At 32.3% G+C, this 16,858-nt stretch carries 11 protein-coding genes; 5 read left to right on the forward strand and 6 right to left on the reverse strand.

Features of this window, described 5'->3' with window-relative positions:
- Positions 1-557 precede the first annotated feature (557 nt).
- The 3 genes from IRZ78_RS15425 (at position 558) to IRZ78_RS15435 (ending at position 5,140) form a co-directional block, all read left to right on the forward strand.
- A complete protein-coding gene (locus IRZ78_RS15425) occupies positions 558-833 on the forward strand; it encodes a helix-turn-helix transcriptional regulator (protein ID WP_194617389.1) in 276 nt (91 codons plus the stop codon).
- A 310-nt stretch (positions 834-1,143) separates the two neighbouring features.
- Positions 1,144-2,844, forward strand: coding sequence for an AIPR family protein (locus IRZ78_RS15430; protein WP_194617390.1), 1,701 nt, complete (start codon positions 1,144-1,146; stop codon positions 2,842-2,844).
- A gap of 169 nt (positions 2,845-3,013) precedes the next feature.
- On the forward strand, positions 3,014-5,140 hold the full coding sequence (locus IRZ78_RS15435) for an AAA family ATPase (RefSeq protein WP_194617391.1): 2,127 nt from the start codon (positions 3,014-3,016) through the stop codon (positions 5,138-5,140).
- Positions 5,141-5,305: 165 nt separating this feature from the next.
- Here IRZ78_RS15435 and IRZ78_RS15440 read toward each other — a convergent pair whose 3' ends face one another.
- The 6 genes from IRZ78_RS15440 to IRZ78_RS15465 all read right to left on the reverse strand — a co-directional run bounded on the left by IRZ78_RS15440 (position 5,306) and on the right by IRZ78_RS15465 (position 13,503).
- The gene (locus IRZ78_RS15440; protein ID WP_194617392.1) at positions 5,306-6,502 is read right to left on the reverse strand and encodes an IS256 family transposase; all 1,197 of its coding nucleotides are present in this window, start codon (positions 6,500-6,502) and stop codon (positions 5,306-5,308) included.
- A gap of 372 nt (positions 6,503-6,874) precedes the next feature.
- Entirely contained in the window at positions 6,875-10,999 is a 4,125-nt protein-coding gene (locus IRZ78_RS15445) for a hypothetical protein (protein ID WP_194617393.1), read from the reverse strand.
- A 163-nt stretch (positions 11,000-11,162) separates the two neighbouring features.
- The gene (locus IRZ78_RS26185; RefSeq protein ID WP_347349833.1) at positions 11,163-11,753 is read right to left on the reverse strand and encodes a PcfJ domain-containing protein; all 591 of its coding nucleotides are present in this window, start codon (positions 11,751-11,753) and stop codon (positions 11,163-11,165) included.
- Positions 11,754-12,379: 626 nt separating this feature from the next.
- The gene (locus IRZ78_RS15455; protein ID WP_194617394.1) at positions 12,380-12,760 is read right to left on the reverse strand and encodes a Cas9 inhibitor AcrIIA9 family protein; all 381 of its coding nucleotides are present in this window, start codon (positions 12,758-12,760) and stop codon (positions 12,380-12,382) included.
- Positions 12,761-12,783: 23 nt separating this feature from the next.
- Positions 12,784-13,146 (reverse strand): hypothetical protein, encoded by a 363-nt coding sequence (locus IRZ78_RS15460; RefSeq protein ID WP_194617395.1) that lies wholly within the window; start codon positions 13,144-13,146, stop codon positions 12,784-12,786.
- 18 nt (positions 13,147-13,164) lie between these two features.
- Positions 13,165-13,503, reverse strand: a complete 339-nt coding sequence (locus IRZ78_RS15465) for a single-stranded DNA-binding protein (protein WP_347349835.1) — start codon at positions 13,501-13,503, stop codon at positions 13,165-13,167.
- A 606-nt stretch (positions 13,504-14,109) separates the two neighbouring features.
- On the opposite strand from IRZ78_RS15465, the gene IRZ78_RS15470 reads away from it, so the two are divergent.
- Positions 14,110-15,753, forward strand: a complete 1,644-nt coding sequence (locus IRZ78_RS15470) for an AAA family ATPase (protein ID WP_194617396.1) — start codon at positions 14,110-14,112, stop codon at positions 15,751-15,753.
- Positions 15,754-16,845, forward strand: a complete 1,092-nt coding sequence (locus IRZ78_RS15475; RefSeq protein ID WP_194617397.1) for a UvrD-helicase domain-containing protein — start codon at positions 15,754-15,756, stop codon at positions 16,843-16,845. It begins immediately after the preceding gene.
- Positions 16,846-16,858 lie beyond the last annotated feature (13 nt).

Below are 16,858 nucleotides of genomic sequence, written 5' to 3' on the forward strand. Positions count from 1 at the left end.
CCCATCCTTGTAAAATGAAAAATTATTCATAATATTGGATTGGTTAATTGAACGATAGTTAGATTAGCTAGGGTCCTCTATGTTAGTTTGCTGACGAGATAGAGGGCCATTTTTTATGCATTAAGTAAACGTCTTAATAGTCATAAAGAAGTTGTTTGTTTTCTACATGAATAAACGCATTAAAAGGTTAAACTTTTATTGTATTGCGATATCATGTAAATAAAGAAATAAAAGCGCTAAGAATGCAAGAAAAGTTTATGACAATAAAAAAGGCATGGAACTCATCTTACTGCACCGTTGGTACTGGTATACCTTGCAACAATAAGTGAGCCCACGCCATATGACGTGAGCATCTTACTTATCATCTCGTTGCTAAAATTACCAGTTTTACGATGCGAGATTCAAAGCGAATGCTTCAAATATTTTATGTGAAGAATCGCAAAAATACATTTTCTGTATGTATTTGAAATGCAAATATATAAAAAACTTTAAAACATGGTCTAATTCGACCATAAATTTTTTCTTAGAAAAAATCAATTTAGTAGAAAAATTACGTAATGGATAGTAAAGAGATTAATTTACAACTACGAAAAAAAGTTGGAGACAAAATACAACTCATTAGAAAGGATGAGTCATATGAAAAGATTGCTTCACGATGTAATTTAGACGCAAGTAAAATCAGTAAAATTGAAAAAGGGCGTGTAGATTTTAGAATTAATACAATATTTGAAATTGCAAAAGGTCTAAGAGTTCATCCAAAAGAATTGCTAGATATAAAATTTAGCTTTGAAGATTACTATAAAGAAATTGACCACACATATAAAGGAACTTAATACTATTAAGTTCTAAATATATGAGTTCATAACAAATTATAATCAAAATGATAGTTGGAAGAATATAAGGCTAAATAAAAAAGATGCGCAAGCATCTTTTTTATTTAGCGGAAATTATAAAACACGTATTTATACGGTGTCTATTTACTTATTAAAAAACTAATTTGCCATTTAAAAGGTCAATTATGGAAAACCTTAAAAGAAAATGAAAGTGGCCCTGTAAGTTTGCGAAGGGTGGATAATTATAAAGTGAAAGTATTTAGATTAATTTAACTCATTTTTGATAATAATAATCAATTACATTATAAATATGATAGATAGAATTACCCAAAGTTTATTAAAAGATTTTCAATCTAAATTTGATTTCGAGGATGTACAAGATAGCGATCTATTTGAACATTTTGTGAATTATACAATATTAGAAAAAAAGTTGGAAGACAGATTAGATGAAGACGCACTTAATCTTGTGAACATAGGAGTTAATGGAACTTTTGGATTAGATGGTTTTGCTATACTTATAAACAAACATCTAATAACTTCGATTGAGGATCTAAACGAAATTCTAAATAATAATTCTAAACCTACAGCTGAAGTATTTTTTATTCAGTCTAAAACATCTAATAGTTTTGATGTTAAAGAAATTAGTTCGTTTGGGAATTCCATAGAAGATTTCGTTTCAATCGCGCAAAAATATTCATGGAATCAAAACGCTAAAAATTTTATAGAACTATTTAAACACTTAACAAATCGTGCTAATGATTTAGAAACAAATCCTTCTTGTCATATATTTTATTGTACTCTAGGAGAATATTTTAATGATATTAATACAGAAGCGGAAAGACAACGGATTTTAAAAAATATTGAAGATCAACGAGTTTTTAATAAAGTTGATTTTTATTTTTTTGATTATAATACTTTACAATCGGATTATAAGAAGATCGGACAAAAGATTTCGAGAACTTTTGCGTTCAGTCAAAAAACTCTAATCCCAGATATTGATAATGTGAAGGAGGCTTACATTGGAGTTGTGCCAGCGACAACAATAATTGATTTAATAGAAGAGGATTCAGAATTAATCTCATCAATTTTTTATGACAACGTTAGGGATTTTCAAGGCTTTAATAAGATTAATCAAGAAATAAAAAATACAATTTCAGACGAAAACTTAAAGTATGCATTTTCCGTTTTAAATAATGGGATTACCATCATTGCAGAAAAGCTTGTTCCATCACGAGATAACGTAACTATTTCAAATTATCAAATTATAAATGGTTTGCAAACATCAAGAGTTTTGTTAAATTCAAAAGAGTTTATAGATGATAAAATTTTTGTTACTCTTAAACTCATAGTAACTGAAGATGAAAATTTAATTTCTAAAATTATTCGTTCAACAAATAGGCAGACTGAAGTAAAAGAGGAGGATTTATTAGCATATTCTGATTTTCAAAAAAAATTAGAAGATTTCTTTAAGACATTTAATGATCCCGATAAATTGTTTTATGAAAGAAGGTCAAAGCAATACAATGGAACTTCCACTGATGTAAAATCAATAGTTGATAAGTCTACGTTAATTAAGACGATGGGGAGTTTCTATTTCTTAAAGCCACAACTCGCAACAAGATATTTTGGTGCATTATTTAATGAATTCGGCAAACAATTATTTCTTGATAGCCACAAATTATATCCATATTACACTGCCGCACTAATTTATAATAAATTAGAAAATAGATTCAGAGCGAATAAAATCGATAGAAAATATAAAAAAATTAGATATTTCATTTTAATGATGTTACGTTTAGAATATAATTTAGAGTTTCCCAAATTTGAATCGAATAGGATTGATAAATATTGCACAGACTTAATTAAGTACTTTAATCTTAAAGCAAATTTTGATCAAAAGTTAAAAAATGTAATTCAGAAAATTGATTCGTTAAATTTAGATTTGGAGAGTAATGAATTATCGAAGTCTAATAAACTAGTAGATAACATAAAAAGATTGTATTTTAAATAAGTACTGCACATAACATTCATAACTAGATTATGATTAAGTATTGATTTACTGATGATTTTATATTTAGAGAGTTTATGATTATTCAGAAAATAAATCTTATTTAAGTTACAAGCATTCTGGACCATTGGACGTTAGCTGCAATATTGACAAAATCAGATAAATAATAGATATGAAAACAGTTTTAGATCGATTCAAAGTAACTAATTTTAGATCAATTGAAGAAAGTGACTGGATAGAAGTTTCCGATAATTCTTGTTTAGTCGGAACAAACGAGGCAGGAAAAACTAACTTGTTAATTGCTTTATGGAAATTAAATCCAGCAAATAACGAACCTCTAATTCCTTTGAATGATTTTCCTAGAAACATGTATAGCAAGTATAGAGTGGACAATCATAGTGAAGATGTTTTTATAAAAGCTGACTTTATATTAGATGATAAATTAGCAAATGAAATTTCGAAAGAACTCAATTGTGATTACGAGCAAATTAAAAGAGTTTTAGTAGAAAGAAAATATGATGGAAAATATTGTATTAGTTTTCCCTATTCAGAAGTTAGAAGCTTTTCCTGTGAAAGAATTATTGAAACTCTAGATAGTTTTAAAAGTCAAATTGAAAAGGAAGAATCGTACATAAAAGAATTAGATGTAAATAAAAGATTGTTAGTTGATTTTATAGAAAATGAGAAAAATAACTATCTAGAAGATTATTTCAATAAATCTCAAGTTGAGAAAACACTATCAACATTAAATTTATTAGTTGAAAATAACTTTAAACGTAAAAAAAATATTCCCGAATTTATTCAAAATAAATTAGCAATCAAACTTAATTTTTTCATTGATGCCTTTGATGCAAAACCTATTCAAACAACCAAAGAAATAATACAAAAAGTACTTGAAAAAATACCAAAATTTGTATTTTATTCAGATTATGGTAACTTGGATAGTGAAATATTTCTACCTAGAGTAATCGAGGATCTAGAAAGAGATGATTTATCAGAATCTGCTAGAGCAAAAGTTAGAACTTTGGAAGTTTTATTTAAATATGTTGGCTTATCTCCACAGGAAATTTATGAGTTAGGAAATGATAGAAAAGTAGTCGTTAAAACTTTAGACTATAACAGTCGAGTTGTAAGCACAGAAGAAGAAGATTTAAGTGAGGAAGAAGTTAAAGAATGGTCTGAAAAAAAGAAGGAAAGAGGAGTTCTACTTCGTTCAGCTGCAACGGAATTAAGCACAAGTTTTAAAAAGTGGTGGTTACAAGGAGATTACATTTTTGATTTTCAGGCAGATGGGAACCATTTTAGAATCAATGTATCAGATAAGTTAAGACCTGAACAGATAGAATTAGAAGGAAGAAGCCGAGGTTTACAATGGTTCTTTAGTTTCTTTTTGGTTTTTCTAGTAGAAACTAAGGAAGAACATAGTAACACTGTACTTTTATTGGATGAACCAGGTTTATCTTTGCATCCAATAGCACAGTATGACCTAGCCAAATTCTTTAAGAAATTATCAGACGATAATCAACTAATTTATACTTCTCATTCTCCATTTTTAGTTGATATGGATAATTTAGCAAATGTGAAAGCGGTGTATATAGATTCTGAAACTGGAAGAACAAAAGTATCATCAAATTTGAGATACAATGATTTAGATTCGGAAAAATCAATTTATCCAGTTCACGCGGCGTTAGGTTTAACTGTGTCTGACACTTTACTTTTAGGATGTAAACCAATTTTAGTAGAAGGACCAAGCGATCAAATATACTTGACTTTAATAAAGCGATTTTTAATTGGTATTGGAAATCTGAAATCTTCGAAAGAAATAGTTTTCATTCCGACTGGCGGCGTTAAGGGCATGTCTCCAGTTTCAAAACTTGTTGCTTCTCGTGACAATGAATTACCGATTGTATTCCTTGATTCCGACAAAGCCGGTGAAGATTTCCAAAAACAATTAAAATCTGGAAAATATATTGAACAGAAAGCCAAAGTTTTGGGCGTAAAAGATTTTATCGGAGATAATATCTATGAGATAGAGGATTTAATAGAACCAGAAACACTTATAAAAATTATAGATAAAAAATATAGGGCTGAAAACGAATTTGAAGATTTTTATAAATCTAATCATCCAATAGTTGACCAAATTGAAAATTGGGCAAAGAAAGAAAATATTGTGTTGGAAAAAGGATGGAAAGTCGATTTAGCAAGAGAATTGCAAAATAAATTCGATAAAAACTTTAATAAAGTAAATATTAGATATATTGATATTTGGACTAAACTTTTTGAATCATTTTTGAAATAAAATTAGATAATAATATACACAGGTTACCACTTTAATTTTACTATAAAAAGTGATTTTGATATAGATAATAGTATCGTGAACCAAATCCGGTCAGAAATTTATTTTTTTTTTGACACTGTCCTAAAAAGTGTCTAAGTTTAAAAATAACGGGGTTTGACTTTTTAATTAAAGTTGAACCCTTTTTTCAAATATAGTTAAGAACTGATTGATTATTAATCCCCAATTATGGATTGGCATCGTCCATTTTTTGGTAGCTTCTCTTAAAGCAAAATATACAGATTTTAAAACTGCTTCATCGGTGGGGAATGATAATTTATTTTTGGTGTATTTTCTAATCTTACCGTTTAGATTTTCGATTAGATTAGTGGTATAAATTATTTTCCTAATTTCAACTGGGAAGTCAAAGAATACTGTAAGCTCTTCCCAATTGTCTTGCCATGATTTTACAGCATATGGATATTTACTATTCCATTTATTAGCAAAATCTTCAAGAGAAGCCCTGGCAGCCTGTTTGGTTGGAGCATCATAAATCTGCTTCATATCTTTAGAGAATTCCTTCTTATCTTTCCACACCACATAACGCGCTGAGTTGCGTATTTGGTGCACTACACAGATTTGAGTCTGTGATTCAGGGAATACATTTTTAATAGTCTGAGTAAAGCCGTTTAGGTTATCTGTAGCCGTAATTAATATATCCTCAACACCTCTAGCTTTTAAATCTGTTAAAACTCCTAACCAAAAGCTGGAACTTTCATTCTTGCCCAACCACATACCCAAAACTTCTTTTTTTCCATCTCGATTCAGGCCAACAGCAAGGTAAACAGTTTTATTAATAACCTTTGAGTTCTCCCGAACTTTAAAGACAATCCCATCCATCCAAACGATTAAATAAACAGGTTCTAACGGGCGATTTTGCCAAGCTGTTATATCACTGGAAACTGATTCGGTAATTCTAGAAATAGTGGAGGTTGATATGTCAAATTTATAAACTTCTCTTATTTGTTCTTCAATATCACTAACGGTCATTCCTTTGGCATAAAGAGAGACAATAACATTCTCTAATCCATCAACCATACTTTGACGTTTTGGAATAATCATGGGATTAAAAGAAGCTTCTCTGTCCCTTGGAACCTGAATGTCTGATTCTCCAAATGAAGTTTTTATCTTCTTTTTGGAAAAACCATTACGAGAATTAGTTGAAGGCGTCTTTTCGTGTTTCTCATATCCTAGATGAGAATCCAACTCTCCTGATAGAATAGCTTCTATTCCTCGTTTTTGTAATTGGGCAAGAAAACCGTTTAGGTCTTCACCTGTTTTGAATTGTTTTAAAAATTCATCTGATAATAAATCTTCTTTTTTCATAAGACTGTGTAAATGTTAAAGTTAAAAAAAAATGATGGTGGTTTAATAACCCCATCATTTTTTAACTTACACAGTTAGTGAGACACTACCTTTTTTTTCGGAAAAGAGTATATCCCGCAGGGACCCTTAAGGGTTCTTTCCATTGTTATCCGTTTATTTTGTCCTTGTGATGCCGCTTTAGTCTCTTGACTTTTGACACATTAGTCTGTTACACGTTATAAATCTATTTGCTATTTATTAAAAATCTCTTTAAAGAATTACAACCTTAAAGAAAGACTAAAAATATTTCGTTAGAAAAGGGGATTTTTTTGTGCGTTTAGTTCTTAATTTACAACAATTAAATTAGATTTAATTCAAAAAAATTACGCTTTTCTATTTGATGATCTCTTCTACTTTTTGTACCGCTTCATTAAAATTTAATGCTTTCGACTGTGAATTTATGTAACTGTTTTTAGACTTATCTATTAATTGATTAATGTGAAATGATTCATGATCTAAATTTTGCTCTTTAGCCCACAGTTTAATGCTCATAAGTTCGGTTTGCACCAAATCATAACTATGTTTCGTTTTAGATAAATTTGAAACATAGGCGAAAATAAAATTTTCTAATCCGCTAAACCCTATTTCTTCTGAATCTCCTCTATAAATTTTATCAAATAAAGTTTTTAGAATATTAAAATCTTCTACAGCAGTATAATTTGCGTAGGAAGCCTGACTTAATGAAGGCAGCTTGTTTTTGTTTAAAAAGCTGGAAACATATCGCACTGCTGAAATTGAATTCAGTTCAAATAATATTGACAGGGCGGTGGAGCTGTAATAATTCTTTTCATCTTGGATTTCTGCTTCAAGATATTCTGCGGCTTTCTGCTGGCAGAAATCCTGTTCAATTTTTAGATCCATTAGAATTTTAAGTGCAGACCAGCATTTATGGCTTGTAACATCTAGGCAAAGATTTTTTAAGAGCCCAAAATCTTTTGTAAGATTAACGTACAGCTCAAGTTTCTTTTCAATATTATAATTGTAATCAGGCATTAAGAAATGTTCCCTGATTTTTGTAAATGCTGCGCTTAAATTATGGACAAGTGCATATTGGATATGAATATTTAAGGGCAGAAAAACCAAGTTTTTAGTATTAATATTGTCTATAATCCTTTGATTAAAAATAGGGTCATCATTAATTTTACATTTTAGCCAATCAAGTCTGTCATCGCCTTCGTTTGAATTATTTACATCTACGAATTCAATGCATTTTAAAAGAAACTCCTGGGGCAGGTCAAAATTAAATTTGATAATAAAAAATAATACTGTTTTGAATTTGGGATAGTCTTCAAGGGGACCATATCTATCTGCGGTAACATACCGCAATATCTTGTCAAAACGGATTTCCTCTGATGCTTTTTGGCACCATTTATTTAGTCTGTTTTGCTGTTCATTACTGATTACAAAGTTATTATGGGTATTACTTAATGTACCAATCTGTGATTTGATTTCATTTATTAAGGTAGCTTCATCTTCCAGAAGATGCTCGACATCTTCAAATTTCACTTCCGTATTTTGCTGATGGATGAGCCTTCTTAATAAAGAGATTGCAATGTCTCCTTTATTGGCATGACCATTTTTACGGTACCAATCCGTTTCAATTTTTCGAATCATCTCTGAATTTATAGATGACCCGTGCTGTTCAAATAAAGATTTTATTCTTGAAATCAATTCGGATTTATGGAATAACAGATCAAAATTCTGCTGTGGCAAACTCTTGAATTTTGTAACCAATTCATCATATTTTTTATCAGTTAAAAACGGTTCGTTAAATTTGAATCCTTTCTCCAGCATAGTATTGTTGAAGTGCTCGGCAAGAGATCTTTTCCCGTGATTTGCCATTATATTTCTGTAATAATCAAGATTGGCGGCTTCCACTGAACCGTCACTAAATTTATTGATAATTAACTCAATAGTATTCTCATTGGTAATGGAAGCTAGAAAATAACTAACCCTGTCAAAAGAAAAACGGCTAATTAAGCAATCAAAAGCTTCTAACTGACTTCCGGGCTTTAATTTTAGAAGCAACGTTTTTAAAGCATCTTCTCTATGGTAAAATTTTGTTGTATCAAGAAGTGAAGAAAGCAGTTCAGTAAGAAAAGATTTTTCCCTCTCTTCAAAGTAAAGGCATTTGTTTATTAATTTTTCAATAAAGTCATTGCTGCTGTAGTCATCTTTTTCATCATCAAAATAGTATTTAACCAAATTGATAAAATGAGATGATTTTTCTAATTTAAGGATTAATTCTTCAAGTATCCAGCTTGTTCCTCTTATTACTTCATCTTTTATCGCTCTTTCATTATATCCTTTCTCCAGTAGAAACTCCATTTTAATAAACCAAAAGAAAGTATCAATTTCTTTATGGTATTCAATCAAAGAGAGCAGCGATCTATTGAGCTGTTTGTTTGTTTCCTGTTTAAAGAGTTCAAAAATGTTATTTAAATACTTGGGATCTTCATCACATAGTTTTTGATCTGCAATACAATCCAGTATATGAGACTTGATCATTTCTGAGTTTTCCGGGCTGGTAAGGAAGTTAAAAAATAGGGTTTTAAGATTTTCTTTTTTGTATTCAGGTATTGTAAAATAGCTTAAAAGTTCCAGTGCCGAGATAACTGCTCTAAAATGATTGTTTGGACCCGTTATGAATGAAACCAGATAGTCAAAATTGTCTTCGCAGTCTCCAAATTCTGCGATTTCTTTAATAGAGAAGGTTCCCGATGAAATCCAAAAAGTTTTTTCGATACACTCCGATTTAAAATAGTCCTGAAAGACTTTAACTCTGAAATTTACTGTCCTGCTTTTATCAGCCTTAATAAGCAATTCAGGATTGTTTACAGTCAGCCACTCGATTAATGAATCGTATTTTTCATCTTCGAGAATATTAATCAAAAAAGTGATTGTATTGAATAGTGTAGGGTGCGTCTTTTCTATTCCCTGAATCGAAATAAAACTTAAGATCTGCTCAAAACTCAGTTCACTGATGGCTGCTGCCGCAAAATACTCCTGATAATTCTTATGGATAAATTTAAAACTGCTTTTATCAAATGAATTTTCTATTAAACCCAGTTTTGCTAATTTTTTATATTTAATTCCAAAAAGGTCTTTGAGCTGCTTCTTATCAACACTTGTCTGTTTTGTCAGTTCTAAAACAAGCGATAATATTTTATACACTTCCAGATCATCCTGAGGCAGTTCTTCTTTGATATCATCATAAATGCTGGAAATAGAGACAGGTAATTTTTTATGGTTTTCGTAGTATGTACCAAACCTATTGAGCATAAAGGGATCCTGAAGTATATCCTTAAAATTGCTTCTGCTGATTTTATTGAATTTGCTTAATGGAATATTGTATTTTTTGTTGAGCAGTTCAAAACTTTGATCTGAATTGAAATTATCCAAATAAAATGCTGCCGGCGCCAAGGATTTTAGTTCATCATTGTAAGCATAGGTTCTGCAGGAAACAATTATTTTAAAACTTATATCCTTATATGCCAATAGATTTTCTATTACCTTGTTTAACTCGTTTTTAAATTCAAATTCATCCAAAGCATCAAGAAGCAGAACAATTTTTTTATTCAAAGCCCAATCGGTGGGTAAAAGATCATCCAGGGTGTCAAATTTTTTGATGCTGGATAAACTTACAAATATGGGGGTGATCTCAAATTTTGAAATGTTTTTCTCGAAGTACTTTGATACATTGATCAGTTCAGTGGTTTTCCCGCTTCCAGGTTCGCCTAACAATAAAACAAGGCTGTTTGTTTTAATTACATCCAAAAGGTTTTTATCCTGAAAGGAGAATGAAAATTTATTTGTTTTTAATTTCCTGCTGATATAAAGTTTAGATTTAGAAACTGATGCCTGTTCCAAATATTCCTTTCGTTTTTGAGACAGTTTGAAGTTTGGAATTTCACCTTTTGAGTAAAGCAATTTTTCAAAGTAATCCAGAATGCTATTATGAGTATCAGAATCCATTTTAGCATAGACTTCACCATTATAGACTTTGCAGAATATTTCTTCATTGAGAGACAAGATTTCCTTTATTTTATTATTTGGAGTTAGAATAATAATCTTAAAGGGATTAATTTTATTGAAATAATCTTCCAAATGTTTTGGATTTGAGTCTTGCGTACATTTGCTCAAATCAATTTTTGGAGACAAAAAAATAAATATTGAGTCCTTTTTTTCATAGGCCGATCTATCAAACTGCATTACTTTGGTAAGCAGATGTGCCTGTTCAAGTATGGATTTCTCATAATTTTTACACTCAATATATATAGCCCGTTTGAAAAAAGCATCATTTAAAATCGCAACTTCAAATCCTACGTCAAAACCATGTTGGAAACCAGCCTTTTGAACCCAGTTATTATTAACCTGAATTTTTAATTGTTTGAATAAAAACATAAAAAAATCATGTGTAATTTTTTCAAAGCTGCTGCCTTTCTCCTGATTTGTCATAATTAATAATTTTCTCTCAAATATATTAAAATACTCCTTGCTGAGTACTACAATATTGTAGCTAAACGAGCACATAGCAATACATTTTTTATGTACTTAAGAAAATAGGAGTGTCTTGATAGTATAAAGCGGAAAAACCGAAATCTCTTCGGTTTTTCCGCTTTTAGGCTTTTTCCCTTTTCTGCTTTTTCATCCGGGAACGAACCTGATAGAGGTTTTTCTGCATGAGTTCTATAATGATTTTATGATGCGGGGATTTGTTATTTTTCATGCCACGGCACTGGGCTATCTCCATTTTGGAAAGGGTAACCTCTATAGTTTCAATTGGTTTGTTGTCAATACGTGCAGAGAAGAGCAGGGAATCTTTCTTTTTAAAATATTCGTTGGTAAAAACGCAGTGTCTGAGACTGTCGCCCTCGGTCATAAATTCCGCAACATTCTCCAATACGGAAATAGTAATTCCTGCACCTGAAAAACAAAGCCCGAAAGACTGTTTTTTCTCCTCAGCATACAGACTTTGCGCCTCTAGAATTTCAAGACGCATTTTCTTAAGGTATTTTTTTCTCTGCAACTGCTGTTTTTTCTCTACTAATTTATCATGCTCCAAATGCAAATCAACAGGACAAACTAGCAGAGCAGAGGTGGTGTCTTTTTTTAACCAGCGAAGCAACTCCATATAGTCCTCCCAAATTCCAAAATCGAAAACTGTATAATTGTTTTTAAGGCAGATTTTCACTGCCTGCCAGTTACGCACGATGTGCTGATCGGCAGACTCAAGGTAGTATCGGAGCCATGAAGCCTGCCCTGATTTGAGAAGGGTTTCAGCTATAGCGTCTTTAAGAAGTTATGAAAGTAATACGTGAGGTGATAAGTCATAAAACCCTTTTTAAAGCCGTTTCTTTTTAAAAACCGAAGCACTTTCAAGCTTGGATAAACCCTATAGGGATTGATTCGGTATTTAGGAGATTTCTGAAAATCCTTTGGGCGGATTTCAAGTGGCGAATAGTACTGCCATGCATCTTAAGCGTGCGAAAAAACATTGATGCTGATTGACATGGTGCGGACTTCGCCTTTTGGGTTTATCCAAAAGACAAGTTACTACTGCGCTGTATTCTATTTCCTTGAAATGTATCTGGTTGCAAACGTGCATTTTAAGTTTTTCTTTACAGGCAGTACACTTGGTGAATTTCGCAGACTGCTTTTTGGATTCGGGTTTCCAAGCATGCCTGTAGTCCAGACAGTGAAATTTTCCACGTGATAAAACGCCCCATTTAAGAAAAATGCTCTTTTCTGCCCATGAGAACATTTCAGGGGTGAGAGGTAGAGGTACAAGGGATTCGCTTAATGCTACTATCTGTCTTTCTATGGTGGTATGTGGTTTCATAAGTCAAAAAGTGTTAAGGTTTTCTGTGCAGGTTTCGCTGTTTGTACGACTGCAGTATCGGGTCTTGCGACCTGCGGAGTCATTGCAGGAACAGAATTGAATAAATCAGCCATTACAGGCTGATTTACCACCACTTTGCAGTTGATTTTAGCAGGTGCACCAATACTGTCATAGTTGTAGTACTTGAACATGTCAAAGATTTCATGATTGTCAAAGGCGCACAATCCTGTTTTTTTCACCTCGCCGAAAATGTAATTAAAACAGCTCTCGATGTTTTTGGTTTCTTTGGCAAGGCTTCGGGCAAAGGATGAATCGCCCTGCGCAGTTGTATTGAGATAATTCTCTATAGCGGTTTTAAAGTCGTCAGATGGTTTCATGATGGAAAAAGTTTGATTAATAGCTATTGTTCAAAGACATCTCTGTAAATGCCGTAGCAGTACTCCTCAAAGCAGAGCCAGCATAAAAAGGTGTAGTGGGGCAGTTTGTAGCGGTTGGCAACAGGCTCTCCGAATGCTTCTTCCAAATCATCCTTAATCCCTTCCCAATCTTCAAGGTGTTTGATGTAAAAAGCTTTACAATCGTTGTGGTAGATAAATTCTCCTATCATACCGCTGATACAGCCTCCTTTCTGTAAGTCTTCGAGGAAAGACTTCAACTGCTGTTTTTTCTTTCCGTTATAGCTGTCCAAATGGCTTAAAATGATTTCGTTGAATACCTGGCTTACATCGTAGTCCGGATACTCGTTTTTGTCTAAGGCTTTCATAATGTGATTTTTTGTCGTTTATAAATACAATTTGAACCCTGCCTTAAAAAGGCAGGTCATCGTGATCGTCGGACTGGTTTTGTTTTTTAGGCGTGATAACAGCGCCCGCAGTCCCATCATCTTTTTTGGCAAAAGCCAAAATTTAAGGCTGTTGATGTGAAAGGTCAAAGACCCCATAGCCGAGCCGTCGTGACCGATATAGGTATTAAGTCCCACACGCCCGAAAAGCTGAACAAGCGCCCCTTTTTTAAGCCATTCGACAAGTTTTGCGTTCAGCCAGTAGGAGCAGTCGATAAAAGTTGTAATCTGCTTGTAATCAGTGCTTCCTTTGGGTTTGTAGCTGTCATTGATGGTAATGGAGAAGTTAACGACCTGTTTTCATTTCCCACTTTGCGGGCTAGAGCATCTTTTGTAATACGTTCTGTGATTTCCATGATTTTAAATTTTAGTGATTACTGTTGTTTAAAATTTCTTTCTCCCTGCACTCCCAAAAATTGTTTTCAAAAGAAAAAACGGGAAAAAAGAAAGCAAGAATCAAGTGACCGGTCATGAGGATGCGGAGTGCTATAAGTCCCGAAGGGTGGCAAGCGAAAGCGGCGCCATTATCCGCATGCAGCATACGGCGGCACTATCTTGGCTGCCTTTTTTATGCCGTTTCGAATGAAAATTAAAATTCTGAACCTTATTTATAAAGAAAATAGTTGTATTCTGGGAGTCAGTAAATAGTCGTGCAAATGGAAAAACAAAAAAAATAAATTTGGTAATTATAGTTAATCAGGTATATATACTTAGGGGTAGATTCCATTGAATTTATATTTTTGGCTGTTAAAATGTGAATGAAAGAGTACGGTTTTCCGTAAAAAGATTAATGGAAAAATCTTCATATTTGCATAGATGAGGGAGGAAGTGGTCCACTTAAAATATATTAAAGGACAAATCATTTTTTAATTTTAATGATCAAAAATGCACATATCTAAGATTCACATAGAAAATTTCAAGAGCTTTAAAGGTTCATTCAACCTGATACTTGAGAATGGTACAAACATAATTGTTGGAGATAATGAAGCAGGCAAATCAACTATTCTAGAGGCTGTGCATTTAGCTTTGACTGGGCTGATTAATGGCAGATATTTAAGCACTGAATTGACGCAATACATTTTTAATCATCAGGTGGTTGAAGAATATCTTTTTAACCTTGAAAATAAAGTCAATTGCACACCACCGGAAATACTTATTGAAATATATTTGGAAGGAGATGATTTGGATGAATTTCTAGGCGACATGAATAGTGAGAAATCTCCTTTTCAAGGTTTTTTTCTAAAAATTTCTTTTGATGAAAAGTATAAGAGGGAGTATGAGGAGCTAATTAAAATCGGAGGAGTTAAATCTTTACCAATTGAATATTACAATACACTATGGTCCAATTTTGCACGGGATGAGAATATAACTTTAAGAACAATTCCCGTCAAATCAGCATTAATAGATTCCGCAAGCAGCAAATTTCAAAATGGTTCAGACATATATATATCGAGAATAATTAAAGAGTTTCTCGAAACAAATGAAATTGTTGAAATATCCCAATCTCACCGAAAAATGAGAGATTTTTTTAATTCAGATGCACCTATAAAAAAAATAAATCAGAAAATATTAGATTCTGCCAAAATATCGCATAAAAAAGTAGAGATATCTGTAGAATTATCTTCTAAAAATGCATGGGAAAACAGCCTAATGACCTACTTAGATGATATTCCTTTTCACTATATCGGAAAAGGTGAACAATGTAGGATTAAAACAAAGTTAGCATTAGGTCATAAAAAGGCAAAGCAAGCTAATATTATTTTATTGGAAGAACCTGAAAATCATCTTTCACATACCAGTTTAAATCAATTAATATCCGATATCAAAACTGGAGGTGAAAATAAACAGATCTTGATATCTACACACAGCAGTTTTGTTTCGAATAAATTAGGTCTAGAGAATTTAATACTGCTGAACAATAAAAAAACAATCAGATTAAAGAATCTTTCTGAAGGTACCGAATTGTTTTTTGAAAAGCTGGCAGGGTATGATACTCTTAGATTGATTCTTTGTAAAAAAGCAATTCTAGTTGAAGGCGATTCAGACGAATTGGTTGTCCAAAAAGCATTTATGAATGCAAATGACGGCCTGCTGCCGATTGAGAAGGGAATAGATGTAATTTCAGTAGGGACATCATTTCTGCGATTTCTAGAAATAGCGGAAAAACTTGACAGGGAAGTTACAGTCGTTACTGACAGCGATGGAGATATTGAAGCCTTGGAAGAAAAATACAAGGACTATTTGGGTGAAAATGCAAAAAAGAATATAAAAATCTGTTTTGATCGGGATATAGATACAGGCTCATTAAAAATCGGCACCAAAGATTTCAACTATAATACACTTGAACCAAAATTTTTAAAAGTAAATAATCTTAGTAAATTAAATGAAATATTTGGGAAATCTTTTACAAACGATGAGGATATGCACAGGTATATGAAAGCACATAAAACAGAATGTGCGGTAAAGATTTTTGATACTTCCGAAAATATAGAATTTCCGGGTTATATTTTAGCTTCAATCAGGGAGTAGATGGAAAATAACAAACTTATTATTGCCACCGCAGGTTCTGGAAAAACAACTTATCTGATTGATGAAGCGATAAAGAATTCTGACTTAAGAGTTTTAATTACCACATACACGCAGGCTAATGAAGCGGAAATTAGAAAGAAAATCATTGAAAAAGTAAACTATATTCCTGATAATATCACCGTGCAAACTTGGTTTTCCTTTCTTCTAAAACATGGTGTTAAGCCACTACAAGGCGCTATTTTTGAAAAGCGAGTAAACGGACTGCTGCTGGTCAATAAAAAATCGGCAATGTATGTCGCTAAAAGCGATGTTGAAAATTATTATTTTACAAAAGACACGAAAATATATTCAGACAAGATATCCGAGTTTGTATGTGCAGTTAATGAAATCAGTGGGCAAGCTGTAGTTAACAGAATGTCAAAAATTTTCCCTAAAATATTCATTGACGAAATTCAAGACTTGGCAGGTTATGATTTGGAACTGCTAAAACTTCTGTTTTGTTCGAATTCCGAACTGATACTTGTGGGCGATCCCAGACAGGCCACCTATTCTACAAATAACTCGGCAAAGAACCGACAGTTTAAAAAAGCGAATATTGTAAATTATTTCTTTGATGATAAATCAATAAATATTGCAACTGACCAGACTTCGTTGCTGGTCAACTACAGGTGTAATGAACTAATTTGCAGTTTGTCTAATAGATTATACAAAAAATTTTCAGGTGCGCAATCCGGCAACACTTATAAATCTGGACATGACGGCATTTTTTTTGTCAGGGAGAAGGATATTGAAGATTATCTAAAACTTTACAAGCCACTTCAATTAAGAGACAGCAGGAGGCAAAAAGTGAATGGAAACTATGCGGTTATGAATTTTGGCGAATCCAAAGGACTTTCTTTTGACAGGGTATTAATTTATCCAACTAAGCCTTATATCAAATGGCTGTTAGATAATGAAAGTGAACTGGCAGATACTAGCCGTTCTAAATTTTATGTTGCAATTACCCGAGCAAGGTATAGTGTTGCAATAGTTTACAGTTTTACCAATAAGACAGCTGTAGCTGATATTGCCAACTACGATTTAAATAAATAAAAAGAGAATATGT

The sequence above is a fragment of the Flavobacterium sp. CSZ genome, assembly GCF_015350725.1.
Taxonomy (GTDB): Bacteria; Bacteroidota; Bacteroidia; order Flavobacteriales; family Flavobacteriaceae; genus Flavobacterium.